Origin of the sequence: Streptosporangium sp. NBC_01469 (assembly GCF_036227305.1) — a bacterium.
Lineage (GTDB): Bacteria > Actinomycetota > Actinomycetes > Streptosporangiales > Streptosporangiaceae > Streptosporangium.
Map to the genome: position 1 here is coordinate 9,093,332 of NZ_CP109465.1, position 26,926 is coordinate 9,120,257.

Below are 26,926 nucleotides of genomic sequence, written 5' to 3' on the forward strand. Positions count from 1 at the left end.
AAATCCATGAAATCGAACGCCTCCGCCATGGAATTTCGCAGATCGCGTTTTCGCATGTGCAAGCATGCCGGAGAAGGGCAGCAGCCAGACACCGTCTTAAGCATACTTATCTCTATATAACCCAGGCTCCAGGGCCTCCGAATACACGGATTCAATTATGGATTCAGTCCCTTCCGGGAAGGTCCATCGGGAAGCGGATCCGCCCGAGCGGACGCGCAACCGGAAAGCGAATCTCCGCGTATTGCATCAATATGCCCTGGAGTCAACTAAGCAACCAGCGCTCAAAGAACTCCCTTTGCTCCGCCACGGATCCGACGAGATCCAACCGGGCAGGGGCAAATATATCTACACTCTCCGGCCTGGCAGGACCGCGCGGAAGCGTCATCACGTACGCGCGTCGGCCACGAGTCGCCTGTCTTTGCATCTGCGATGGATAGACATCGATTCGCGCGCCGTTACACAGCAACAATGCACCCATTTCCTCAAGGCGGAGACACACTTCCTTCAGGGCTTCAAAAAGATCAGAACCGGCACCCCTGACATCAACTCCGCCATTCAGCGTAATCACGACAAAAGCATCTTCTTGCGCTGAAAATCGGACACTCACCGTCTCCCGGAGATCTCTCCACACCACATCCAGACAGGTGACCTCCATGCTCAATGCGCGCATCCGGAGTTCGGGAACCATTCGCCGGTTCCTATGTCCCAGGCCCCAGAGATATCTGACGGAGAGATTTTGCGAGGCACGGCTATCTCCTCCTCCCACGGGTATGGCGATCTGTCTCCGAATTTGGCATTAACATCGATACCCCTACCGCGAGCTTTATAAATCGACCCTTGATCCATATAGTTCTCATCGGCGAACTGTCCAGCGGCCTTCCGGGTCCTAGACGTGGATATGTATCCAGAATCTTCAGGATTCTGGTTGACGTGAGCGTCGATACTCATGTTTCCACCCTTTGACGTGAAACCGTTCTTGAAGATGTCGCTTCTGTCACGGTCATCCGCCCGGTAGATATCCCCTTCGTATTCAGGATCATCATTGTGAACGAGGACCGCCTGGTCACCGGTTACCACATGGTAGGTGTGCAGGCCGTCGACCGTCAGGTTGTGGACGCGTTGGGTGGCGGTCCACTTCTTGAGGGCGGTGATCTGGACGTGGGTGCCGGCTGAGGTGCGCAGCCACATGCCCGGCTTGAGGTCGCCGGCGTTCACCCATTCGCGCAGGGACGGGACCCAGAACGGGTGCTCGTCCGTGGCGGTGATCACATCGGTGGCGCCACCGCGGGAGCCGTCGAGGTCGACGGTGACGCGGACCAGGTCCTTGACGCCGTCGCCGGTGATCAGGGTGGTGACGGGCCTCGCCTCGGTGACACCGGAGGCGGGGTCGGTGGCCTTGACGTGGTCGCCGACCCTGACGTCCTCGATGGCCCTGGTGGAACCGTCGGCCATCAGGACCCGGGTGCCGGGCACGAAGCTGTTGGGCTTGCGCCCGCGGTCGCACGAGCCTCCCGCTCCGGGGAGGTCCACGGGCAGGTCGGGGGCGACCTCGTCGATGAGGTCGTCGACGAGGTCCTCGGTGGTGTTCTCGACGAGGTCCTCGACGACGTCCTTCACGCAGGCCCTGAAGCTGCCACAGAACTCGATGCCCAGGTCGACCGGCTCGGCGCTGCCGACGTCGCCGACCTCGTTGACGATCTCGGTGACGAGGTCGTTCTTCTGCTGCTGCCTCGCCTTGGTCGACTTGCTCTTGGGCTTCGCCTTCTTGGCGGCTGTCTTGACCTTCTTGGCGACCTTCTTGGCGACCTTCTTCGCCGTTTTCTTGGTGGACTTGGCGGTCTTCTTGGCGACCTGCTTCGCCGCCTTCTTGGCGGCCTGCTTGGTCACCCGCTTGCCGACCTGTTTGCGGGCCTGCTTGATGCCCTTCTTGACGGCCTGCTTGACGCCCTTCCTGGCCCCCTGCTTGGCCGCCTTCTTGGCGCCCTGCCTGCCCGCCTTCTTGGCCCCCTGTTTCGCCGCCTTCTTGGCGCCCTGCTTGGCCACCTTCTTCGCGGCCTGTTTCGCCGCCTTCTTCGCGGTCTGCTGAGCGAGCTTCTTCGCGGCCGCGGCGGCGAGCCGCTTGGCGGCCTCCGCCGCGAGCCGCTTGGCGGCCTCGGCGGCGACCCGCTGCGCGATCTGCCGGGCGACGATCTGCGCCGCGATCCGCACGGCGTGGAACAGCAGCGGGATGCAGATCGGGCAGTTCCCCGTCGGGTCGTCGAGCGACATCGGGTCGCCCATGGCATAGGTGTAGCGGTTGAGGTTGATCGACGGGTACGGGCTCAGCGTCACGTCGTCGCGGGAGGCGAACCCTCCGGTGCCGGGCACGTACCAGCGGGCGTGCATGTTCACCTTGCCGGTGACCGGGTCGGTGTACTCCCCCTGGTAGCCCAGCCTGGACGCCGTCCCCGTCCTCGCCGTCACCTCGCCGTACGGGTCGTAGGCGGTGGAGTCGACCAGCGCGGTGCCGGAGAAGGTACCCACCAGGTCACCGTGCTGGTCGGCCATCACCCCGACGGCGGCGGCGGCCCCCTCCTTGAGCCCGAGCAGGTCGCCGGACGGATCCCGGCCGTACCTGGCCCGGACGGTGCCCGCCCCGTCGGTCACCGCGACGATGTCGTTCTCCAGGCCGGAGTAGGCGAAGTTCTCCGTCGAGCCTCCCTGGGTACGGGAGGCCAGGCGGCCGAGGCCGTCGTAGGCGTAGGTGGCGTCCCCGTCGGCGACCAGCCGGTCGAAGGCGTCGAACGTCAGGTTCCTGGTGACCCCGCCGGTGGTCTCGGCGGCCAGCGTGCCGCGCGGCGTGTAGGTGTAGTCCGTTCCGCCGCCGGAGGTCACCCGGTTGCGCTGGTCGTAGACGAAGGTCTCGGCTCCGGCGCGGGTCCGGTTGCCCGAGGCGTCCCACTCGTAGGTGGTGACGTTCCCGTTCGGCGCCTTCCAGGAGGTCATCCGCCCGGCGTGGTCGTAGCCGTAGGTGTTGGCACCGGCGCCGGCCGTGCCGGTCGTCGTCTTGGAGACGAGGCTGTCGTCCTTGTTCCAGCCATAGGTGATCTTCGCGATCTCGGTGCCGGCGGTGTTCTTGAGCGAGTGGCTGGTGATGCGGTCCATGGCGTCGTAGCCGAACGCCTGCGTCGTCCTCGGTGTCGCCGAGGTCAGCGAGGTCAGCCGGTCGGCCGCGTCGTAGCCGTAGGTGAAGGAGCGTCCCGTCACGGGTTCGCCCGCCGTCCTCAGCCGGTCGTCGGTGTCCCAGCCGAAGGTCGCCGTCCCGGCCTGGTCCGCCCGCTGGGTCACGTTGCCCATGTCGTCGTAGGCGAACGCGGCCACCTGGGCGGTCCCCTTGGAGACCTTGGTCAGCAGTCCCCTGTCGTCGTACTCCAGGTTGTAGTCGCCGATGGCGGTGTCCCGCCCGGCCAGGTCGTAGCCGTAGACGCGCGCCGGCGTGGCGGCCTGCGCGCCCGTGCCGGTCTCCTTGACGAGCCGCCCGAGGTGGTCGTACTCCTGGTCGACGCGGACCCCGCCGGGCTGCACGACGGCCGTGGTGTTGCCGGCCGCGTCGTAGGCGGTGGTCCACGTCCGGTCGGCCGCCACCGGGTGCGCCGGCGTGACGGGCTCGGTCACCGACTCCGGCAGGCCGAGGCTGTTGTAGGCCGTCCAGACCGTGTTGCCCCGTCCGTCGGTGCTCCGGGTCATCTCGCCGTTCGCGTCGTACCCGAACGTGGTCGTGATCGAGTCGGTGGCCGTGACCGGCTCCACCAGCTCGACCATCGCCCCGGTCGCGTCGTACGAGCGCCGCACGACCCGGCCCTCGCCCGAGGTCTCGGTGACCGGGTTGCCCGCCACGTCGTAGCCGGTGCCGAACGTGCGCTGCACCGCCCCGGAGCCGTTGAGGTCCTTGACGGCGGTCTCCCGGCCGGCCAGGTCGTACTCGGTGACGGAGGCGTTGCCGAGGGGATCGGTGACCTTGACGGTACGACCGGCCAGGTCGTACTCGTACCTGGTCACGTCGTTCAGGGGATCGGTCTCGGAGATGACCTCTCCGGCGGGGTTGACCTCGTACCCGACGACTCGCCCGCCGGGTGAGGTCTCCTTGACCTTGTTGCCGGACTCGTCGTACTCCATCCGGGTGATCAGTGTCTTCAGCGTCGGCTTGCGCTCCACGATCGTCGCGGTGACCTGACGCCCGAGGTCGTCGTAGGTCGCCTGCGTCCGAGCGCCCAGGGGGTTGACACTCGCCAGCAGCTCGCCCGCGGTGTCGTAGTCGTAGGTCCACTGGCCGCCCGGCTGGCCACCCGGCCCCGGTTCGGTCACCCGCACCCGGTTGTCCAGCGCGTCGTACTCGGTGCTCCACACCGCCCCGCGGGCGTCGGTGTACCTGGTGACCCTGCCTGCGACGTCGTAGGCGTAGCTCGTCCTCGGGGTCAGTGTGCTGCCGCCGGGCGGGGTGTAGGCCGCGCCCGTCACCGAGGTGGTGCGCCCCAGCCGGTCGAAGGCCTTCGTGGTGGTCCGGCCCTCGGCGTCGACCGAGTGCGTCCTGCGGCCCGCGCTGTCGTAGCCGTACCTGAGGGTCGGGCGGGCGTCCACCGCCGCCCCGGCCTTCTCCACCTTGACCTGCGGCGCCTTGAGCTCGATCAGCTGCTCGGCGGTGTCGTAGCGGTAGGCGGTGGTGAAGTCGGCGGCGTTCGCGCCCGGCGTGTTGCCCCGCGGTTCGGTCATCGCGACGACCAGGCCGCGGTCGTCGACCGTCCAGGTGGTCACGATGTCCTGGGCGCCGTTCTCCACCGTCCTGCGCGTCAGCAGGTCGTCGGCGTTGTAGGCGGATTCGGTCACCTCCGAGCGGGTCGTCCCGGTGGCGGTCGAGGTCTCCTTGACCACGTTGTCGTTGGCGTCGTAGATGTAGGCCGTCCTGCGGGCCAGCCCATGGGGGTCGAACGTCTCGGAGGTGAGGCGGTCGGCGGCGTCGTGGGCGTAGACGGTCTCCTCGGCGCCGTCCCCGGTCCGCTGCCTGGTGAGGTTCCCCGCCGCGTCGTAGGTGTTGTCCTCCAGGATCACGTCCCTGGGCTCGGTCTCGCCGTTCAGCCTGACGTCGTCGGCGATGATCTGGGCCGGGGAGCCGTCGGGGAAGTAGGTGCGCGACAGCTTGCGGCCCATCACGTCGGTCCTGGTGGCCAGGCGGCCCTCGGGGTCGTAGGTGAAGGACTCCAGGACCAGATCCCTGGGGGTCTGCGGGTTGACCGGGCTGCCCCGCCAGTTCTTCAGGGTGCGCGAGGTCAGCTCACCCCGCACGCTGTAGGCGTAGGTCAGGACGTTGCCCAGCTCGTCGGTCGTGCCGGTGCGCGCGCCGGTGTGGTCCCAGGCGTGCCGGATCACCCCGCCCTCGGCGCCGGTGATCGTTTCCACCCGGCCGTACGCGTCGTGGGTGTAGGCGACCTTGCGCTCGGGGTCGCCCCCGGTGAGGTCGACGACGGTCTCGCTCAGCTTGAGACCGTCCGCGTCGTACGCCGAGCGCGTCTCGGTGGTGTGCGTGACACCGGTGACCTCGTTCCTCACCCCGGCCCCGGTGTGGGCCACGAGGCGACCGGCGCCGTCATAGGTGAACCTGGTCGTGATGCCTGCGGGGTGGGCCTGCGAGACCTCCTTCCTCGACGTGACCCGGCCCAGCGCGTCGTGGCCGTACGTCGTCACCAGGTTCGACGGGTCTCTCTCCTCGGCCAGGTCACCGGAGACGGTGTAGCGGTAGGTGGTCTCGTTGCCCTTGGCGTCCTTCTCCGACTCCAGCAGCCCCGCGGGGGTCAGGCCGCCGCCCACGGCGGGCTCGGTGCCGTCGGTGTAGCCGTACGTCGAGGACCGGCCGGCGGGGAAGTCCGGGGTCGGCGGGGTCGTCTCCTTGAGCAGGTCGCCGAAGGCGTCGAACTCCCAGCGGGTCGCGTAGGTGTCGTCGGTCTCCGACGCCGACCTGCCGTCGCGCGAGACAACGAGCTGGTCGTTGCGGGCGTCGAACTCGTTGGCGGCGTTCAGGTAGTAGGAGTTGTACTCGAAGGTGCACTGCGAGTATTCCTCGGACTTGGGGCACTCCGCCTCGAAGATCCGGTTTCCCCGCTTGTCGTGCGCGAAGTAGGAGACGTCCTCGTTGCGGTCGGTTTCCATGAACGGAAAGCCGCCTTCGTCGTACTGTGTGACGGACTTCTTGCCGAGTTGGTCGGTCTCGGAGACCAGGCGGTAGCCGCGCAGCGCGTCGTGCTCGTAGAGGAGCTTGCCGTTGTGCGGGTCGGTGACCGTGACCGTCGACATGCCGGTCTGCGGCTTGAACCTCGGAACGCCGACCTGCCAGGTGCCACCGTGCTGGTCGGTGTGCGTCTTGATCCGCTCCGTGGCGGCGTCGTAGACGTTCTCCGCCCAGACTCGCCCCGACGGCAGGGTGATCTTGGTGAGCTTGTACGGAACTGGGTTGCGGGCCGCGTTGTAGTGCGCGGCGACCTGGGTGGCCGTCAGCGGCGTGTCGTAGAGGGCGAACTCGTCGATCTGGCCGTTGAAGGGGAAGGGCACGTAGTCGTACGGCACCGACGGCGTGCCCGGCCAGTTGCCGGAGAGGAATCCGTTGCCCACGGTGGCCTGCCGCAGCCAGGTGTTGTCCGCCTTGCGAGCGAGAGTGCCAACCTGCTGACCGTCGAGGTAGAGCGTCTGGGTCTGCCCAGAGGCCGACAGGACGACGTGGTGCCACTGGTTGTTGTTGACCGGGGCGGCGGAGGTGATCGGCGCGACGGTTTCGTTGTCGGCGGTCAGGAACCGGCCACGGAGTTTGCCGTCGGTGCCCACGTAGATCGCGGGGACGCCGACGTAGAAGAAATCTCCGCTGAGGTCCTGGAGATTCAGGACGACGCCGTGCGAGGACGTCTTGAACCATGCCTCGACCGCCAGGTCACTGCCGAGTCGGGGAACGGCGTACTCGGGCAGTGTGACCTTGCTGATGTTCTCGTTCGCCGAGGAGAAGGTCGCGGCACCGTTGCCCGACCCGGTGAGTGCCCCGGTCTGGCCGAGGGTCACCCCCTCGTAGGTCGCGCTGGTGGCAGCCCAGCCCAGACCGGCCGCCACGGTGGGGTCCCATCCTTCGCACGCTTCGGGGAACTGCTCGCAGTCGGGCTCGGGAGGACTCGTCGGCTCGGGCTGCGGAGGGAAGGGCGACTCACCGAAGCGCCAGTATCCGGCGGGGTCTGAGTCCTGGACCATGCTCTGGTACTGCGATCCGGACCCGTAGGCGTAGGAGGTGCAGTTGGGCGCCGCGACCGGCGAGCACGCCTTGACCAGCTTGCCGCCCTCGTAGTGGTAGGTCCAGGTGAGCGGGGCGCCGTCGACGGCGTCGGTGGACACCGCGGTGACCTGAGAGCCGGTCCAGGTGAAGTTCAGCGACCTGCCACCGGCCGCGGTGACCTTGGCGAGCTTGCCGTCGCCGCCGTAGGTGAAGTCCTGGGCCCGCCCCCTGCTGTCGCTGATCCTGGTGATCCTGCCCGAGGCGTCGAAGGTGTAGGTGGCGGAGGACTTGTCCATCAACCGCCATCCACCGCCGGAGATTTCCGCGAGCGTGGCGTGCATGCCGGGCGGCGCCTGGAAGGTCCCGCCGCCGTTGGGAGCGAAGCGGAGCCTGCGCCCGTCGGGGTAGGTGACCAGCAGGGCGGTGCCCCCGTCGAACGCCTCGGTTCTGATCCCCATGTCGAACCTGGTCGACCAGCCGGCGCCGAACATGCCGGTGGTGCGGGGGTCCTGACTGTTGTAGGAGCGCGTCACGTTGAGCTGGGGGCCGGCGGTCTTGACCGACGCGTCCACGAAGGCCGTCGTGTAGTTCCCGGCCAGCTGGTGGAACTCCTGGCCGTTCGCCCCGCGCGCGGTGAGCTGGGAGGTGATGCCGTGCTGGCGGACCCCGGTGGTGAACGTCAGGCTCTGGGAGTTCGCCGAGTCGCCGCTGGCGGGATCGGTGGCGGTGACGGACCAGACGTAGTTCTTGCCCCATTTGAGTCGGCCGGCGGGCACCCGGACGGTGTTGACCCCGACGGGCAGCAGGCCCGAGGACCAGCACCACTCGTCCTCGTCGGGCGGGATGGGAAAGGGGAACTCCCCGGGCTCCTCGTTCTCGTAGCTGCGACAGACGTCGAAGGTGTAGCGCAGCGGGTTCTCACCGGTGGCGTGGGCCACCAGCAGCGGGATCACCGAGGAGACCGAGGCTCCGTCGTCGGGGAACATGTCCACCATCTCGACGCTGCTCCCGCCGCCCGCGGTGGCACAGGGCCCCATATCCAGCCAGTAGGGGGAGCTGTTGTTCGGCGTCACGCCCCTCGCCGGGATGACGACGGACCAGTCGCGACCGCTGTAGGAGACCCAGTCCCCGGTGGTGTAGGAGGCGAAGGCCGACCAGGGGGAGTACAGGCAGCCGTCCGCGGAGGACGCCGCCGTCTTCCGCGGGGCGTCTGAGGGTTTCGCGGGCGTGGGAAGGGGCCGCGGCGGCCTCTTCGGTTCCCGCTTCACGGCAGACCGAAGGCGCGGGGGACGCGAGTCCGGGCGCAGTGCCCTCTTGGGCCACTTGGGCTTCACCACGGGACCGGTCGGCCTGCCCGGCTTCGCCGTGGTCGCGCTCGCGTCCGTGAGGGTGGGGCGGCCCTGTGCCGACCCTGTCATCTGCACCGGGGCGACCGGCTGTGGCGGGGGGGCCGGTTCCGCCCTGGCGGGTTCCGCCGTCAACTGGACCAGTCCGGGGACGGCGAGGAACAGTGTCGCCATCACCGCCCAGCGCAGCAGGCGGGCGTTTCCGAGCAGCCAAGCAGAACGGCCCATGTGCCGTCATCCTCCGACCCGTCGACAATCAGGGAGCCCTGTTCGGGCGCGCGAGACCGCCAGGCGAGGACGTTTTACAGGAAGCTCCCAGCCCGCTCACAGATGATCGTCAGGAATGTAACCCGCTCCCCCCATAAGCCACAAGTACTACTTGAGCCACCAAAAACCCCAAATAGTCGCAATACACCGCAAATCACTAAATTTCATGATTAAAAGTACATGGCCGGATGTGGTCAAAAGATAGATCCACGCGCGGGTTTGGGATCGGAGACCGGGAGCCGCGCGGGATCAGGAGCCCGCGCGGGCGAGGACTTCGAGGGGGTCGGCGAGGACCTGGGAGAAGGCCAGTTCGGCGGCGCCGACGAGGGTGGCGTCATCGCCGAGGGCCGAGGTGCGCAGGCGCAGCTGCTCGCGGCACGGGGGCAGGGCGTCGACGGCGAGGCGGCTGCGGACCTGCGCGGCGGAGCCGAGGTAGATCTCCCTGAGCGTGCCCCCGAAGACGACCATCTCGGGGTTGAACAGGTTGACGAGGTTGGAGACGCCCAGGCCGAGCCAGTCGCCGACGCGACTCAAGGCCGCCTGCGCGACGACGTCTCCCCGGTCGGCGGCGTCGACCACGGCGCGGACGGCGTCCCTGCCGACCCGGGAGCCGAAGCGGCCCGCGGCCTCCAGGAGGGCGCGCTCCCCGACCTCCGCCTCCAGGCAGCCGTGCGAGCCGCACCCGCAGAGGCGGCCCTTGTCAGGGTTGACGATCATGTGCCCGACCTCGCCGCCGAAGCCCAGGTGGCCGCCGAGCAGCTGGCCGTTGACGATCACTCCCCCGCCGATGCCGACGTCGCCGTGGAGGTAGACGAGATCGCGGCAGCCGACGCCGACACCCCGGGTCTGCTCGGCGAGGGCGGCGAGGTTGGCGTCGTTGCCGACGGTGACCGGCAGGCCGAAGGCCAGCCGGCGGGTCATCTCGTCGGCGAACGGCACGTCGTTCACGGTGACCATGTTGGGCCCGAACCTGATGACCCCGTCGCCGCGGCCCACTCCCCCGGAGAAGGCCGCCGCCACCCCGACGCACACCGTGTCGGGCCGGGTCCTGCGGTGCATCTGCCGGGCGAAGGCGGCGAGCGGGCCGACGATCTCCTCCAGCGAGAAGTCCCCGCGCCGCCGTACCGTCTCGCGGCGGTCGAGGATGGTGCCGCCCAGGCCGACGCGGGCGGCGACCAGCCGGTCGACACCCACGTCGAGGGCGAACACGTAGACCCGCGCCGACTCGGGGCGGACCACCAGGGACGGACGCCCGGCTCTGCCCGTCTCCCTGGGGAGCTCCTCCCTGACCAGCCCGGCGGCGGTCAGATCGGCGGTGAGGGCCATGATGGTGCTGCGATTGAGGCCCATCCGGTTGGTGAGCTCCGCACGCGAGGTGGGCCCGCTCAGATGGACGTGCCGGAGCAGGGCCCCAAGGTTGTGACGCCTGATCTCCTCTTGGGAGGGGCCTGCCCGCATGGCGTGGTGTTCCTTCGGTGAATCGGAGTCGCTGATCACCTTAGACCAGTGGCGGCCGCCCGCTTGCGGGACAGCGCGTCCACCATGGCGGCCAGCAACAGCACCGAACCGGTCACCATGAACTTCACCCCGGAGCTGTAGCCCATCAGGCCCATGCCGTTCTCGATGACCGCGACCACGGCACCGCCGAGGATGGCGTCCAGCACCCGGCCCTTGCCGCCGAACAGGCTGGTGCCGCCGATGACGGCGGCGCCGACCGCGTAGAGCAGCACGTTGCTGCCGCCGGTGTTGGGGTCGACGGAGCTGGCCCGCGAGGCGGCGATGACGCCGCCGACGGCGGCCATGGAGGAGCAGATCACGAAGGCGCTGATCTTCATCCGGTCGACGTTGATGCCGGCCCGGCGCGCGGCCTCGGCGTTGCCGCCGACCGCGTACAGGTGGCGCCCGTACGCCGTGCGGCGGAGCACGAACGTCAGGATCAGCAGCAGGACCACGATGATGGGCACCACGAGCGGCACGCCCGCCAGGGAGACGACGGCGGCGTTGCGGCTGCGCTCGATGTTGAGGAAGTAGACGGCGAGGCCGCCGAGCAGCGCGAGGGCGCCGACCCTGACCGCGATCAGCGAGATCGGGTCGGAGGTCAGGCCCCGGGCGGCACGCTTGCGGGAACGCACCAGCTGGAGCCCGGCGTAGGCGGCGACGCCCACGGCCAGCAGGATCCAGCCCAGCGTGGGCGGGAGGTTCTTGTTCGCGATCGAGAGGATGGTCTCGTCGCGGATGGCGATGATGGTGCCGCCCTTGACGAGCAGCAGGACCAGTCCCTGGAAGGCCAGGAAGGCCGCGAGCGTCACCACGAACGACGGGATGCCGAGTTTCGCGACGACGGCGCCGATCGCGGTGCCGATCACCACACCGGTGAGGATCGCCGCGCCCACCGCCACGTACCAGGGCAGTCCCTGGCTGCTGAGCATGATCGCGAGCACCGCGGCGCAGACACCGCTGGCGAAGCCCGCCGACAGGTCGATCTCACCGAGGAGCAGCACGAAGACCAGACCCATGGCGATCACGGTGACCGCGGCGCCCTGGGTGAACAGGTTGGCGAAGTTTCCCGAGGTCAGGAAGGAGGGCCGCAGGATGGCGAAGATCGTGCAGAGCACCACGAGGCCGAACACCGCGGGCAGCGCACCCATGTCGCCGCCGCGTACCCTCTCGGCGTAGCCTCGGACGTTGGTCCTGATCGAGGGTGCCTCGTGTACGGTCTTCGGCGAAATCGTGGCGGTCATACGGTGACTCCGTTGGTGAGGCCGAGGTCCCCGCTGCGGCCAGAGGTGATCAGTTCGACGACCTGCGCGTGGGTGACGTCCGAGGTCTTGACCTGGGCCGCCATCCGGCCCAGGTAGAGGGTGGCGATCCGGTCGGACACCGCGAAAACATCGTTCATGTTGTGCGAGATGAGTACGACGGCCAGGCCCTGGTCGGCCAGGCGCCGGACCAGTTCCAGCACCTGCGCCGTCTGGGCGACGCCGAGGGCGGCGGTCGGCTCGTCGAGGATGACGACCTTGCTGTTCCACAGCACGGCCTTGGCGATGGCCACCGTCTGGCGCTGGCCGCCGGACAGGCTGGCGACGAGCTGGCGGATGGACTTGACGGTCCTGACCGACAGGCTCTCCAGGGTCCTGGCCGCCATCTCCTCCATCGTGTCCTCGTCGAGGATGAGGCCGCGCTTGTGCTCGCGGCCGAGAAACATGTTCTGGACGATGTCGAGGTTGTCGCAGAGCGCGAGGTCCTGGTAGACGATCTCGATGCCCAGGTCGGCCGCGTCGCGCGGGCTGCTGATCTGGACGGGCTTGCCGTCGAAGAAGTACTCGCCGGAGTCGATCGGGTGGATGCCGCCGACACACTTGACGAGGGTGGACTTGCCTGCGCCGTTGTCGCCGACCAGCGCGGTCACCTCTCCGGCGTACGCGGAGAGGGAGACGTCGTGCAGGACCTGTACGGGACCGAAACTCTTGTCGATCCCGCGGAGTTCCAGTGCGGGGGTCATGGGGTTGTGCTCCCTGTGTTCATTTCGCGCGGCGAAGCTCGCGCGGCTCGGGCGCCTGCGGGCGGCGTCCTGCCCTGTCGCCGTCACCGGGAGACGCTCACCTGCCGCGTCTCCCGGCGTCACAGGGTGGGGTGTGCCGCGATCGAGCGCGAGGGTGCGGCCGGCCGGAGGACGACCGGCCGCACCCTCCGCGCCTTACTGGATTCCGGCCTCGGTGCACTTGGCGGCGAACTCGCCGGTGCACAGCTCGTCCTTGGTCACGAAGCCGTCGGCGACGACGTCCTTGACGCTGTCGAAGAAGATCGGCTGCGGGTCGAGGAGGACGGCGGGCACGTCGGCGCCGCTCTCGGTGTCCTTGACCGTCCCGGTCGCCGCGGGCTTCTCGCCCTTGGCCAGGCCGATGGCGAGCGCGGCGGCCGCGTCGGCCTCCTTCTTGATCGCCTTGTAGACCGTCATGCACTGGTCGCCGGCGAGGATGTTCTGCAGGCCCTGCACGGTGGCGTCCTGGCCGGTGACCGGGACCTTGCCGTTCAGGCTGTTCTTCTTGAGGACCGCGATGGCGGCGTTGCCGAGACCGTCGTTGGCGGCCAGGACGCCGGCGATCTTCGGCTGCTCGGTGAGCATCTGCTCGAAGATCGTGCCCGCCTGGGCGTTGTCCCAGTCCGGGACCGACTGGTCGGGACCCTTGACGTAGTCGCCGGAGTCGTACTTGGCCTTGAGCACGCCGTCGTAGCCGTTCTTGAACAGCGTGGCGTTGTTGTCGGTCGGCGAGCCGTTGAGCTCGGCGACGATCGGCTTCTCGGCCTTCTTGTCGGTCAGGCACTTCACCAGGCCCTCACCCTGCAGGGTGCCGACCTTGGTGTTGTCGAAGCTGACGTAGTACTGGGCACCGCCGTTGAGCGTGAGGCGGTCGTAGTCGATGGTGGCCACGCCCTGCGCCTTGGCCTTGTCGAGCACGGCCTTGCCGGTGCCGCTGTCGAGGTTGACGATCATCAGGACCGTGGCCCCGTTGGTGATCATCTGGTCGGCGATGGTCTGGAACTGGGTCTTGTCGCCCTGGGCGTTCTGGATGTCGTAGGCGACACCCGCGGCCTTGAAGGCCTCTTCCAGGTACTTGCGGTCCGCGGTCTCCCAGCGGGCGGAGGACTTGCTGTCCGGGAGGATGACGCCGACCTTGCCCGCGGCGGCCGCCGTGCTCTCCGCGGGAGCCGCACTGGTCTGGGCACCGGTGTCAGGGTTGTCGCTCCCGCAAGCGGTGAGGCCGAGAGTCATCGCCGCGGCGGCGGCGGTAAGGCTGAGGATCCCCTTGCGCATGGTGCACGGGTCCTTTCTTCGAAAGTGGGGGGTACGGACGTGCGGCATGCCGAATTCGCGGGTACGGCTATGCCGGGTCTCGGCTCACCGTTCCGTTGAATGTTGTTTGCGGCAACGTATTCCGCCGTTGGCCTGGAGCGCCAGACCCTCCAGAGGTAAAGTTTGTTGTGGCCGGTAACAATCCAGAAACGCGCTCTTAACCGTCCCGGGTCCATCCGGCCCTTTGCCCGCCCGATACCCCCACCGTTACGGGGATCGCGGCTCTGACCTGCCCGTTTCCCGAGTCTGCACGGCGCTCTCCCTCCCGGTCGCGGCCCCTTGCCCCCGCGACGCCCTCCGGAACCCCCGGGACCCCCGTGATTCCCGTGATCGCCGTGACTCCCGTCGGCTCCCGTGACCTCTGGGACCCTCGTGAACCCGTGACCACGGAACCCGCCGGCAACGCGGAAGCCCCCGGAAAGCACGGAACCGCCCGGCGGGATGGTGTCCCGCCGGGCGGTTCTCGTCTGGGGTGTGCCCCCAAGCGGGCGAGGCCGGCGTGCGGCCTCGCCCCCCTGCTCAGCTCTTGGCGAGCAGGGAGCGCAGGACGTACTGCATGATGCCCCCGTGCCGGTAGTAGTCGGCCTCTCCGGGGGTGTCGATGCGCACGACCGCCTGGAACTCCTTGCCGTCGGCCCTGACCGTCACGGTCTGCGGGACGCCGCCCACGTTGAGCGCCTCGACGCCGACGACGTCGAAGGTCTCCTCGCCGGTCAGGCCCAGCGACCGCGCCGTCTCACCCTCGGGGAACTGCAGCGGCAGCACGCCCATGCCGATCAGGTTGGAGCGGTGGATGCGCTCGTAGGACTCGGCGATGACGGCGCGGACGCCGAGCAGCGCGGTGCCCTTGGCCGCCCAGTCGCGTGAGGAGCCCGAGCCGTACTCCTTGCCGGCCAGGACCACGAGCGGGACGCCGGCGGCCTGGTAGTTGGCCGAGGCGTCGTAGATGAAGGACTGCGGCCCGCCCTCGAGGGTGAAGTCGCGGGTGTAGCCGCCCTCCACGCCGTCGAGCAGCAGGTTCTTCAGCCGGATGTTGGCGAAGGTACCGCGGATCATGACCTCGTGGTTGCCTCGGCGCGAGCCGTAGGAGTTGAAGTCCTTGACCCCGACGCCGTGCTCCTTCAGGTAGTCGGCGGCGGGGGTGCCGACCTTGATGGCGCCCGCCGGGGAGATGTGGTCGGTGGTGACCGAGTCGCCCAGCTTCGCGAGCACCCGGGCCCCGGAGATGTCGGTCACCGGCTCCGGCTCGGGCGGCATGCCCTCGAAGTAGGGGGCCTTGCGGACGTAGGTCGAGTCCGGGTCCCACTCGAAGGTGTTGCCGGTCGGGATCGGCAGCGAGCGCCAGGTCTCGTCGCCCTTGAACACGTCGGCGTAGTCGTGCAGGAACATCTCCTGGTCGATCGAGGAGGCGACGACCGCCGCGATCTCCTCGGGCGCCGGCCAGATGTCGGCGAGGAACACCGGCTCGCCGTCCGAACCCGTCCCCAGCGGCTCGTTGTTCAGGTCGATGTCCATGGTGCCCGCGAGGGCGTAGGCGACGACCAGCGGCGGCGAGGCCAGGTAGTTCATCTTGACGTCGGGGTTGATCCGGCCCTCGAAGTTGCGGTTGCCCGACAGCACGGCGGTGACCGCGAGGTCGTTCTCCTGGATGGCGGCGGAGATCTCCTCCTGCAGCGGCCCCGAGTTGCCGATGCAGGTGGTGCAGCCGTAGCCGACCAGGTTGAAACCGATCTTGTCGAGGTACGGCTGCAGGCCGGAGCGCTCGAAATAGCCGGTGACGACCTGCGAGCCGGGGGCGAGGGAGGTCTTCACCCACGGCCTGCGGGTCAGGCCCTTCTCGACCGCGTTCCTGGCGAGCAGCGCGGCGCCCATCATGACGTACGGGTTGGAGGTGTTGGTGCAGCTGGTGATCGCGGCGATGGTCACCACGCCGTGGTCGATCTCGAAGCCGGTGCCGTCGGCGAGGGTGACTCGCACGACCTTGTGCGGGCGCTCGCCGTTGAGACCGGCCGGGTGCGGCTTGTCGCCGTTGTCGTCGCGGGAGACCGCGGGGGAGTCGGAGGCGGGGAACGACTCGCCGGACGCCTCGTCGAGCGGGCCCTGCTCGCTCGACACGTAGTCCTTGACGGCCGCGCGCCAGGCGCTCTTGGCGTCCGACAGCGCGATGCGGTCCTGGGGCCGCTTGGGGCCGGCGATCGACGGGACGACCGTGGACAGGTCCAGCTCGATGTACTCGGAGAAGACCGGCTCCTCGGCCTCGGGGTCGAGCCACATGCCCTGGGCCTTGGCGTAGGCCTCGACCAGGGCGACCTGCTCGGCGGGGCGGCCGGTCAGCGTGAGGTAGTCGGTCGTCTGGCCGTCGATCGGGAAGATCGCGCAGGTCGAGCCGAACTCGGGGCTCATGTTGCCGATCGTGGCCCGGTTGGCCAGCGGCACGCTGGAGACGCCGTCGCCGTAGAACTCCACGAACTTGCCGACGACGCCGTGCTTGCGGAGCATCTCGGTGATCGTGAGGACCAGGTCGGTGGCGGTGGCCCCGGCGGGGAGCTTGCCGGTCAGCTTGAAGCCGACCACGCGCGGGATGAGCATGGAGATCGGCTGGCCGAGCATCGCGGCCTCGGCCTCGATGCCGCCGACGCCCCAGCCCAGGACGCCGATGCCGTTCTCCATCGTGGTGTGGGAGTCGGTGCCGACGCAGGTGTCAGGGTACGCCTTACCTTCGCGGACCATCACGACCCGGGCCAGGTGCTCGATGTTGACCTGGTGCACGATGCCGGTGCCCGGCGGGACGACCTTGAACTCGTCGAAGGCGGTCTGGCCCCAGCGCAGGAACTGGTAGCGCTCGCGGTTGCGCTCGTACTCCCTGTCGACGTTGCGCTGGAAGGAGTCGGCCCCGCCGAAGAAGTCAACGATGACCGAGTGGTCGATGACCATCTCGGCCGGGGCGAGCGGGTTGATCCTGGCGGGGTCGCCGCCGAGGTCGCGGACGGCCTCGCGCATGGTCGCCAGGTCGACGACGCACGGGACGCCGGTGAAGTCCTGCATGATCACGCGGGCCGGCGTGAACTGGATCTCCACGTTCGGGGCCGCCTTCGGGTCCCACTGGCCGATCGCGCGGATGTGGTCGGCGGTGATGTTCGCGCCGTCCTCCGTGCGGAGAAGGTTCTCCAGAAGGATCTTCAGGCTGTACGGGAGACGCCCCGAGCCCTCCACGGCGTCCAGCCGGTAGATCTCGTATTCCGCGTCACCGACGCGGAGCGTGTCACGGCTGCCAAAGCTGTTCGCGGACACGGTTCGCCTCCCTCATCACCTGATGTCTGGCGCGCCGGCACATAAGGCGCGATTGAATCCTGCCGCACCGCCCGGGCACCCCGAACTGTTAGGTCTGCCTAACTTCCAGGTCACCCACAGGCTGCGGCGAATGTCTCGACATCAAGATATCCCTCCGGGTATCTCGACATCAAATTACTCACCAGTATGATCACTGTGGAGCGAGACGGAGGTACAGCAGCCCGAGAACGACGACGGAAAGTACCGGGGCGAGAAACTTCTGCTCGAAGGCGCGGCCCGTCTTGATGCCGATCTTCCACGGCAACAGCCACTTCTGCCGCATCGGCCACAGCACCGGGCAGCCCTTCTCGGTGCAGCAGTCCCCCAGAACGTGGGTCAGGCACCCGATCGCGACCGCCAGCCCCAGCCAGGCGTATTCCACGTTGTCGCTGCGGAACACCACGAACAGCCCGGCCGTCATGCCGACGTTGAGCATCGCCGAGGCGAACTTCTTGCCCGGGATGCCGATGCCGATCGACCGCAGCGCCAGGCCGATGAGCAGGACCACCAGGATGTCGCGGCCGATCGGATAGGTGTTGGCCAGGTAGTGCGCGCCGAAGCCCATCGCGATCGCGAACACCAGCGAGTGGGTGGCGTTACGGTGTCCTCCGGCGAGCCACGAGACCGCCTTGCTCAGCCCCCAGGTGACCGGCCCGAACGTCTGCGCGATCGTCGCGCTCGGATGGTCGAGGTCCGGCAGCATCGCGGCACCGGCGCAGATGATGGCCCCGGCGACGAACTCGGCCGGATTGAGCGCGTTGACCATGACGCCGGTCTCGATGAACCTGGACGTCTCGGTCAGCAGGGGCAGCGCGGCCAGCGCGGGAGCCACCCCCAGCCAGGCGATCGCACCCGTCAGCGCATGCGTATGCCCCATCATCGGTCAAACACCCCCATCAAGATCACCTCGGGAGACTGTACGTCAAAGCCTCCCCCTGATGGAGGACCGTGCCATTTCACGCCATCGGCGTGTCGCGGGGGCGGGATGGCCCAGGCGCGCGAGCGCTGATCGTTTCCGGCCGATTCCAGGGTCGCCCGAGGGTGACGACGGTCCGCTTCGATCTCCCCGTCCCTTCACGAAAAGGTGACTGCCATCCGCATCTTCCTACGAATGCGGAACGGATGGAACGGGCGAATGGTGCCTGGCACGTCGGCCGGAGAGCGTCGCGGCGGAGCGATCGCCCCCATGGGGCGGGTCTCGCACGGGGAGCCCTCCGGGGCGTCTTCACCGGCAGGCCCGGACGCGCACCCGGGAGGGTCGCGATCAAGCGGGGACGTGCGAAAACAACAGACGGGACCGTTCCGCGCCGAAAGCACCCCCCAGCCCTTCCGGCGCGGAACGAATCCCGTCTACGTCCTTTGTAACGTGCAGGTCTCAGCACTTGTTCCAGAATCCGGCAAGAATTACGTGATCTGCCTCACTTCTACGTAGGGTAACGACTTCCCACTCTGAGTAACGGGCGACAAAAGGGATCCAGGGGGCGGCAAAGCGAGTCCTCCGAGACCCCGCGCCGGACCCGACCGCCCCGGCCACTCCGACCCGTCCACGGAAAAGTCCCAGCTCAACGGCGTGCAGATCCGGCGCGTACTGGGAAGCGCGCTCCCAAAAACCTCTAATGATCAGATACGCCCCAGATCACTCAGAACCCTTATTTCGTGACATGAGGTTGCCGTCAGAATGTTCTCGATATATCTTTGAGGCATCGAGAGCGATCAAAAGACGATCGCGACACGGAGGTAACGAAATGACATCATCCAACGCGATGGGCGGCCCCTGGGCCGGATTCGGATCCCCGGAGGTCAGGCGCGAGATGAAGCGCGCGGCCAGGGAGGCATGGCGGCAGATGGCCACCGGATGGCACGAGGGCGGCCCGGAGCACGGTCCCCGCGCGCCGCACCACACGCACCACGAACACCACGAGGGCGGGCCCCACGGGCACCGGCACCGCGGCCACCGCGGCCCCTTCCCCTTCGGCGGCGGGTTCCCCTGGGACCTCGGCCGGGGCGGCAAGGGGGGCAGAGGCCCGTTCGGCGGGGGACCCTTCGGCGGCGGGCCGCCGTTCGGGCGCGGGCGCAAGGCGAAGCGCGGCGACGTCCGCGCCGCGATCCTCGCCCTGCTCACCGAGTCCTCGCACAACGGCTACCAGATCATCCAGGAGATCGAGCGGCGCAGCGAGGGCGGCTGGAAGCCCAGCCCGGGAGCGGTCTACCCGGCCCTGCAGCAGCTCACCGACGAGGGCCTGGTCCTGGCCGAGGAGAACGAGGGCCGCAAGACCTTCAGCCTCACCGACGCCGGGCGCGCCTACGTGGCCGAGCACTCCGACGAGGTGCGCGCCCCGTGGGAGGAGATGACGCCCGAGGTCGACGACAGCACCTGGGAGCTGATGGACATCACCCGCCAGTCGGGGTTCGCCATGCTCCAGATCCTGCAGACCGGCAGCGACGCGCAGATCCGGCAGGCGAAGCAGACCCTGGTCGAGACGCGTCGCAAGCTCTACCAGATCTTGGCCGACGGCGACCCCGGCGACACCGGCGAGGAGTGACCCGACCATGACCCCCCGAGACGACCTCCGCATCGGAGACGCCGAGCGTGACGTGGCGATGGAGTCCCTGCGCGAGCACTACGTGCAGGGCCGCCTGACCCGCGAGGAGCTCGACGAGCGCCTCGAACTGACCCTGTCCGCGCGGACGGGCGGCGAGCTGGCCCGGGTGAGCGCGGACCTTCCCGGCCCGCGCGACCCCCGGCCGGAGGAGTCCGAGAACACCTGGGGTCCCTGGGGCGCGGGAGCCCCCTGGGGCCCCGGCGGGCCGTGGGGTCCTGGCCGCGGGCACCGCGCGCACGCCCACCCCTGGGGCCCCCACCGGCCCGGAGGCCGCCGTCACCACCAGGGCTGGAGCCACCACCACATGGGCCACCGCGGCGGGCCGCCGTTCTTCCCCCTGATGATCCCGGTGCTGGTGGCCGGGATGCTGATCGGCGGGTTCGGGGTGCTCAAGTTCCTCTTCCTCGTCTGGCTGGTGGTGGCCGTGCTGGGCATGCTCCGCCGGGGGCGGGGGCGCTCCAGGACGCGCTCCGGCCGGATCGGCCCCCCGGCCGCGTTCTGATCCGCTCCTGACCCGTCTCCGATCGGCTCCGGGCGAGCGTGACCCGCCGCGCTCGCCCGTCGCCGTTCCCACGCGGCGCGCTCGCACCGGCCGGTCAGACGAGCGACTCCCGCAGCCGCCGCATCTCCTCGGCGATCCCGTCCAGCGTCCAGTGCGCGTTCAGGCCGCTCGGGTTGGGCAGCACCCACACCGCCGCGCCGCCGATCCGGGACTCCTGCGGCCCGATCATGGCCTTGGGCACGCCGAACGCCTGCCGGTAGGCGGTCACCCCCGCCACCGCCAGCACCTTCGGCCCGACCTCGGCGACCAGTCTCACCAGCCGCTCCCCGCCCGCGCGGAACTCCTCGGCGGACAGTTCCGCCGCCTGCGCGGAGGGCCGTCGCACCACGTTGGTGATACCCAGCCCGTACGAGGGAAGCAGGTCCTGCTCGGCCGGGGACAGCAGCCGGGGGGTGAAGCCCGAGCGGTACAGCGCGGGCCAGAAGCGGTTGCCGGGGCGGGCGAAGTGATGGCCGGTGGCCGCGGAGTACAGGCCGGGGTTGATCCCGCAGAACAGCACGTCCAGCGAGGGTCCGAGAACGTCCTCGATCGTCGTGTCCCCGGCCGCCTCGAGCTCGGCGCGGGTCGGCCGGGCCGTGGCCCGCGCGGGCGGGATACTTTCCTGTTCCTGGGACGGCACGAGGCGAACCTAGCCCATCTCCTCGAGTGTTCGCCCCTTGGTCCCCCGTACCTTGAGGCTGTCAGGCCTGGAGCCCGAGCGGCTCGTTGTCGACGTCGTCCCCGCTCCGCGATCGCGTGGTCGGCCGGCTGGGAGACCGCGGTGTCCGGCACGATCGCGAGCTGCTGGAAGGAGCCGTGCCGCCCCCGGTGGGCGGGCGGCGCGGCTCCTCCGAGCCGGAGGGGTACGTACGGGGTGATCGTCGCCTGTGATCCCCGGCGTCGGCGGAACCGGTCGCCGGGGACTACAGGCGGGGATCGACCGGTTCGGACTCCAGGGCCAGCACGGCGAAGACCGCCTCGTGCACCCTCCACAGCGGCTCCCCCTCGGCCAGGCGGGAGAGCGCCTCAAGACCCAGCGCGTGCTCGCGCAGGGCGAGCGAGCGCTTGCGGCCCAGGAACCGGTGGCGCAGGACGTCCAGGCTCTCGGTGTAGTCGGGACCGTAGATGATCCGCAGGTACTCCCGCCCGCGTACCTTGACCCCGGGCTGCACCCGGCTCCGCCCGTCCGGCTGCTCCAGCGGCTTGACGACCATGCCCTCACCGCCCTCGGCGGTCAGCGCCGACCACCAGGCCGTGGCCGCCTCCGTGGACTCCGGCGAGGCAGGATCCGCGAACACGTGCCGGGTGGGCGCGATCAGCGGGTCGTCGAGCCGGGACAGCAGGTCCAGGTGCCAGGAGTGCGGCTCCTGGATCGCGGTCGCCCGGCCCTCGCAGGCGAGGATCTGGAACGGTGCCAGGCGAAGGCCCTCCAGCCCGGAGACAGGCCAGCAGTAACGTGCATATGCCTGCCTGAAACGGGCAGCGTTGGTGGAGCGGCGTCGGGTGCGGTCCAACAGATCGCCCACATCCAAACCGCGCCCGGCCGCCGCTTCCAGCACGCCGACCGCCTCGGGCAGCACCGTGCGGGCCGCGGCGCCCACCGACGCGTACTGGCCGCGGATCAGCCCCTCGGCCTTGGCCGACCAGGGCAGCAGCTCGCAGTCGAGGGCGAGCCAGCCGGACCCCAGCTCCTCCATCAGCGGCGCGCACACCCGCCTGAGCCTGTCGACCAGCTCGGTGGTGTCGGCGAAGAACGGCCTCCCGGTACGGGTGTAGACCGCCCCGGCGGTGCCGTCGGTGATCCCGAACCGCGCCGCCGCCACCTCCGGGTCGGCGGCCAGCACGGCCACCGCCCGCGAGCCCATGTGCTTCTCCTCGCACACCACCCGGGTCACCCCGGCCGCCGCGAACTCGGCGAACGCCTCGGCCGGGTGCTCCAGGTAGCCGTCGAGGCGGGAGGTCTCCGGGGGCGCCATCGTCGGCGGGAGGTACACCAGCCAGCGCGGGTCGACCGCGAACCGGCTCATGATCTCCAACGCGGCGGCCGAGTTCTCCTCGCGGATCTTGATGCGGCCACCGCCGTGGCGCACCTCGATGTGCCGGGTGCCCCGCACGTCGTCGACGGAGAGCAGGCCGGGGTCGCGGTGGCCGGGGGCGGTCAGCGGCTTGACCGGCTCGTACCAGACGCGCTCGGCGGGCACCGAGACGATCTCCCGCTCCGGGTAGCGCAGCGCGGTCAGCCGCCCGCCGAAGACCACCCCGGTGTCCAGGCAGATCGTGTTGTTGATCCACTCGGGCTCGGGAACCGGGGTGTGGCCGTAGACGACCATGGCCCGGCCCCGGTACTCACGCGCCCAGGGGTAGCGCACCGGCAGGCCGTACTCGTCGGTCTCGCCGGTGGTGTCGCCGTACAGCGCGAAGGAGCGGACCCTGCCGGAGGCGCGGCCGTGGTAGGCCTCCTTGAGCCCGGCGTGGGCGACGACGAGCCTGCCCCCGTCGAGCTGGTAGTGGCTGATCAGCCCGTCCATGAAGGCCAGCGCCTCCCGCCTGAACCCCTCCGGCTCGGCGGCCAGCTGGTCCAGCGACTCCTGGAGGCCGTGGGCCACCCTGACCTTGCGGCCGTTGAGCGCGCGGGCCAGCTTCTGCTCGTGGTTGCCCGACACGCACAGCGCGGTCCCGGCCGCGACCATGTCCATGACCAGCCGGAGCACGCCCGGTGAGTCGGGCCCCCGGTCCACCAGGTCGCCGACGAACACCGCTGTCCTGCCCTCGGGGTGGATCGCACCCGCGCCGCCGGGGCCGACCTCCCAGCCGAGGTCGCGCAGCAGCGCCTCCAGCTCGGCACGGCAGCCGTGTACGTCGCCGACGATGTCGAACGGGCCGGTCAGCTCGCGCCTGTCGGTCCACGCCCTCTCGGTGACGACCGTGGCGGCCTCGATCTCCTCGGCCCCGCGCAGCACGTGGACCCGGCGGAAACCGTCACGGGAGATCTTGCCCATCGAACGGCGCAGGTCCTTGCGCTGCCTGGTGACCACGCGAGCCCCGAAATCCCGGTCGGGCCTGGTCTCGTTGCGCGCGATCGCCAGCTCCTCCGGCACGTCCAGGACGATCGCGTCGACCAGTACGTTGTGCGACTTCGCGAGCTCGACCAGCGTCTTGCGCGCCTCCCACTGGACGTTCGTGGCGTCCACGACCGTGAGCAGCCCGCGCCGCAGGCGGGTGCCGACGATGTAGTGGAGCACGTCGAAGGCATCGGGGGTGGCGGCCTGGTCGTTCTCGTCGTCGGCGACCAGGCCCCGGCAGAAGTCGGAGGAGATCACCTGGGTCGGCGCGAAGTGCCTGGCGGCGAAGGTCGACTTGCCGCTGCCGGACACCCCCACGAGCACGACCAGCGACATCTCCGGTACGGCGATCTCAGTCATCTCCACCTCCCGTGCCTCCCGCGCCCACCGGCCCATCCATCCTCACGGAACCTCCCGCGCTCACGAGACCTCCCGCGCTCACGGGTTCCGCCGTGCCCGCGGAGCCCTCCGCACTCCCGGGGTCGCCTGGCGCGCCCGTGGGATCGCCCGCGCCCGCGAGGCCGAACAGGGCCATCTGGGTGGGCGGGCCCACCTCGGGGTCGTCGTCGCCGACCGGCAGGAACTCGACGCGGTAGCCGTACTCGCCGCACACCTTCGCCGCCCACGCGCGGAACTCGGCGCGGGTCCACTCGAAGCGGTGGTCGGGGTGGCGCATGCCGCTCAGGAACTCGTAGCGGACGTTGTGCTCGGCGTTGGGGGTCGTGACGATCACGTGCCCCGGCCGGGCGGCTCCGAAGACCACCCGCTCCAGCGCGTCCAGGCGCGGCGGATCGACGTGCTCGACGACCTCCATCAGCACCGCGGCGTCATACCCGGCGAACCGCGCGTCGGTGTAGGTCAGCGCGCCCTGGAACAGCTCCAGCCGCTCCCTCCGGCGCTCGGGCATCCGGTCGAGCCTCAGGCGCCTGGCCGCGAGCGCCAGCGCCTGGGCGGACACGTCCACCCCGGCCACCCTGGTGAGGCGGGGCCGTTCGAGCAGCGCCCCGACCAGGCGGCCGGAGCCGCACCCGAGGTCGATGACAGTGCTCGCGCCCAGCCTCTCCAGCGTGGCGAGCACGGCCTCCAGGCGCAGGGTGTTCAACGGCCGCCTGGTGGCACCCGCGGGCCCTGCCTGCGCCTCCCCCTCGGCGGGGGACTCATCGGCCGGGAGGACCTCGTCCGGCGCGCCGGTCCCGCCGAAGGCGGTGGCGGGCGCCCCCGCGACGGAGCCGTCTCCCGGTACGACGGAGGTCCCCGCCACCGCGGAACCCCTCTCCGCGGTGCCTTCCCCGGCGAAGGCCCCCGCGACGGGACTCTCGTCGGCGGAACCCTCGATGGCGGGGTCGGCCGCGGGGTCCTCCTCGACGGGGGGTTCGAGGTCCTCCTCCACGTCGTCGCCGATCTCGGCGAGGCGGGCGAAGGCGGTGCGGGTGAGGGCCCAGCGACGGCCGAGGTAGCGGCGGGTGATCAGCCCCCGGTCGGGGTGGGCGGCCAGCCACGACTCGCCCGCCCTGATCAGCTTGTCCACCTCGTCGGGGGCCACCCAGTAGTGCTTGGCGTCGTCGAGCACCGGAAGCAGCACGTAGAGCTGGTTGAGCGCGTCGGCCAGACGGACCTCCCCGCGCAGCACCAGCCGCACGTAGCGGGAGTCGCCCCACTCGGGGAACTCCTCGTCCAGCGGCAGGGCGGTCGCCTCGACCCGCCAGCCCAGCGGTTCGAACAGCCGGTGCGCGAGCTCGGGACCACCCTTGCACGGCAGCACGGGCAGGGTGATCTCCAACGGGATCGGACCTGCGGCCAGCTCGGGACGGCTGTCACAGCGTCCGGTGCGCGCCGTGCGGAACACGTCGGCCAGCGCCACGGCCAGCAGCGACGACGCGGCGTAGGGCCGGTCGTTGACGTACTGGCCCAGCGTGTAGTCGGGCGTGGACCGGTCGCGCGAGCGCACCAGGCGGATCGGGTCGACGTCGAGCATCAGCGCGGCCGTGCAGCGCTCCTCGCCCGCCTCGGGATAGAGAACACGTGCCACGCCGTACGACTGCCCGAACTCCTGGACCCGGTCGGGATGCTTGTGCAGCAGGAACCCTAGGTCCGTGGCGGGTCGCAAGGTGGTGGAGATCGTCAGCAACACCCGGTTCAGTGTGCCGCACGCCCGCCGGGACGGCCATCGGTTAACGGCCCGAACCCACCCGACACGGCCACCGGCTGTGGACGGCACGATCCGGGTCGTCGCGGGAGGTCCTCGAAGGGACGAGCCCGCGGTCGGCATCGCTTCCTTCTCGGGTTCCCTGGGTGACACCGGATGCCACACCCAGGTCGTCGCCGGAGGCGGGGGTCACCAGCGCAGGATCGCTCCGACCCCGTCGACGTCGGCCAGGACCTCCGAGGCCTCCCTGTCCAGAACGATCACTTCGGCGTCGATGTCCAGGACGCGCTCGATCATGCGCTCCCCCATCCTGTGCTCCTCGACGAGCGTCAATCCCTCCGGCGGGGTCTCGTCGGGCGGGTAGAGCAGCCCTTCGGCGGCACGCCCGCCGCGCCACTCGCGGCATTCGTCCAGCAGCAGCCGCGCCACCCGGCTCTCGTTCAGCGCCTTGGTCGTGTCCCGCAGGCCGAGCGCGCCGCGCCCGCCGGACAGCGCGGCGTCCCTGGCCCGGATCGCCAGGCCGGTGCCGAACCGTGTCCGGGCGCCCCGCAGCTGCGGTTCCACGTACTCGGCGACCTTCGCCGCGGACAGCGAGTCCACCACCGCGTCGACCTGGATGACGTCGCCGGTCAGCTCTTCGGCCAGGATCTTGGTCAGCTGGACGTCGCCGATCAGCACGACCACGGTCCAGTCGCGGGTCGTGGCCTGCTCGGTGACGCGCGGCGCCGCCCCGCGCACGATCCTGGCGACGTTGTCCTCGACCCGGCGTTCGAACCTGTCCCGCTGCGACGGACCCTGCTGGGAGAACTCCGAGAGCGCGGGACCGCGCGTCTCCCGCCAGTCCTCGGAGGACACGTCGAAGTACGCCCTGCCGGCCTCCTGGGCCTGGCCGTACCGGTAGTCGATGATGCGCACCCCGTCCCTGGAGACGACCACGAGCCCGGCGGACGGCGCCGTCTCGACCGTGTTGACCAGCGGGCGCACGTAGGCCGTCGGCTCCAGCACGATCTGGTCGGCGACCGGCAGCTGGAAGGAGAAGACCCGCGTCTCGTCACCGCTCACGGGGGCGAACATCACCCGCCCCACCCCGGTCTCGTACGGGTTGAGGAGCAGCCGGAAGTCGGCTTCAAGATCCTCCAGCCGCTTCAGGACGGCCGTCCGCCGCGTCCGGTCCTGGTCCGCCGTGACCCGCTCCCGCAGGTCGGCCAGCTCGTTGCCGAACCGGATCCGGCAGGCGGGCCGGGACTGCGTTTCCTCATGCGGGTCGACGTTCACGTAGAACGACAGCACCCCCAGCTCGTCGCCGATGGAGACGACTTCCCGTAGAGCATCACGATCGAATCTCACGACGTTCCCCTCTATTGGTCCGCGTTTCAAGCCTAGGGACCTACGCGGAAGGGGCCATCGTCACAATCGGGAAAATGCCTTCCTCCTTCACCTGTCTTTACCCAAAGATCGCAGGCGCGGGCTCCGGGACCGCGAGCGCCCGCCGGG

At 69.6% G+C, this 26,926-nt stretch carries 14 protein-coding genes; 2 read left to right on the plus strand and 12 right to left on the minus strand.

All coding sequences use genetic code 11. The features are described 5' to 3' along the window. Positions 1-262: 262 nt before the first annotated feature. The 8 genes from OG587_RS39580 to OG587_RS39615 form a co-directional block, all read right to left on the minus strand. Positions 263-688, minus strand: coding sequence for a hypothetical protein (locus tag OG587_RS39580; RefSeq protein WP_329083964.1), 426 nt, complete (start codon positions 686-688; stop codon positions 263-265). Further along, a complete protein-coding gene (locus OG587_RS39585; RefSeq protein ID WP_329083965.1) occupies positions 658-8,856 on the minus strand; it encodes a LamG-like jellyroll fold domain-containing protein in 8,199 nt (2,732 codons plus the stop codon). The genes OG587_RS39580 and OG587_RS39585 overlap by 31 nt, the downstream gene beginning before the upstream one ends. A gap of 288 nt (positions 8,857-9,144) precedes the next feature. After that, positions 9,145-10,353 carry an ROK family transcriptional regulator gene (locus OG587_RS39590; protein WP_329083966.1) on the minus strand — a complete coding sequence of 403 codons (1,209 nt, stop codon included), beginning with the start codon at positions 10,351-10,353 and terminating at the stop codon, positions 9,145-9,147. 35 nt (positions 10,354-10,388) lie between these two features. After that, complete coding sequence (locus OG587_RS39595) at positions 10,389-11,636, minus strand: sugar ABC transporter permease (RefSeq protein WP_329083967.1); 1,248 nt, start codon at positions 11,634-11,636, stop codon at positions 10,389-10,391. Then, positions 11,633-12,397, minus strand: a complete 765-nt coding sequence (locus OG587_RS39600) for an ATP-binding cassette domain-containing protein (RefSeq protein WP_329083968.1) — start codon at positions 12,395-12,397, stop codon at positions 11,633-11,635. The genes OG587_RS39595 and OG587_RS39600 overlap by 4 nt, the downstream gene beginning before the upstream one ends. Before the next feature lie 195 nt (positions 12,398-12,592). Further along, on the minus strand, positions 12,593-13,711 hold the full coding sequence (locus tag OG587_RS39605) for a sugar ABC transporter substrate-binding protein (protein ID WP_329083969.1): 1,119 nt from the start codon (positions 13,709-13,711) through the stop codon (positions 12,593-12,595). A gap of 558 nt (positions 13,712-14,269) precedes the next feature. Then, positions 14,270-17,041: an aconitate hydratase AcnA gene (gene acnA, locus OG587_RS39610; RefSeq protein WP_329083970.1), complete on the minus strand. Its 2,772-nt coding sequence runs from the start codon at positions 17,039-17,041 to the stop codon at positions 14,270-14,272. A gap of 190 nt (positions 17,042-17,231) precedes the next feature. Beyond that, the gene (locus OG587_RS39615) at positions 17,232-17,960 is read right to left on the minus strand and encodes a metal-dependent hydrolase (RefSeq protein ID WP_329083971.1); all 729 of its coding nucleotides are present in this window, start codon (positions 17,958-17,960) and stop codon (positions 17,232-17,234) included. An 865-nt stretch (positions 17,961-18,825) separates the two neighbouring features. Between OG587_RS39615 and OG587_RS39620 the strand changes: the two genes are divergently transcribed. Together OG587_RS39620 and OG587_RS39625 are read left to right on the plus strand one after the other, a co-directional pair. Further along, the gene (locus OG587_RS39620) at positions 18,826-19,623 is read left to right on the plus strand and encodes a PadR family transcriptional regulator (RefSeq protein WP_329083972.1); all 798 of its coding nucleotides are present in this window, start codon (positions 18,826-18,828) and stop codon (positions 19,621-19,623) included. Positions 19,624-19,630: 7 nt separating this feature from the next. Then, the gene (locus OG587_RS39625; RefSeq protein WP_329083973.1) at positions 19,631-20,185 is read left to right on the plus strand and encodes a DUF1707 SHOCT-like domain-containing protein; all 555 of its coding nucleotides are present in this window, start codon (positions 19,631-19,633) and stop codon (positions 20,183-20,185) included. A gap of 94 nt (positions 20,186-20,279) precedes the next feature. Here the strand turns inward: OG587_RS39625 and mug are convergent, their stop codons facing one another. The 4 genes from mug to OG587_RS39645 form a co-directional block, all read right to left on the minus strand. Beyond that, a complete protein-coding gene (gene mug / locus OG587_RS39630) occupies positions 20,280-20,864 on the minus strand; it encodes a G/U mismatch-specific DNA glycosylase (protein WP_329083974.1) in 585 nt (194 codons plus the stop codon). Between the two features lie 283 nt (positions 20,865-21,147). Beyond that, the gene (locus tag OG587_RS39635; protein WP_329083975.1) at positions 21,148-23,646 is read right to left on the minus strand and encodes a polynucleotide kinase-phosphatase; all 2,499 of its coding nucleotides are present in this window, start codon (positions 23,644-23,646) and stop codon (positions 21,148-21,150) included. After that, complete coding sequence (locus OG587_RS39640; RefSeq protein ID WP_329083976.1) at positions 23,639-25,417, minus strand: 3' terminal RNA ribose 2'-O-methyltransferase Hen1; 1,779 nt, start codon at positions 25,415-25,417, stop codon at positions 23,639-23,641. The genes OG587_RS39635 and OG587_RS39640 overlap by 8 nt, the downstream gene beginning before the upstream one ends. A 204-nt stretch (positions 25,418-25,621) precedes the next feature. Continuing rightward, complete coding sequence (locus tag OG587_RS39645) at positions 25,622-26,779, minus strand: VLRF1 family aeRF1-type release factor (protein ID WP_329083977.1); 1,158 nt, start codon at positions 26,777-26,779, stop codon at positions 25,622-25,624. Between the last annotated feature and the right edge of the window lie 147 nt (positions 26,780-26,926).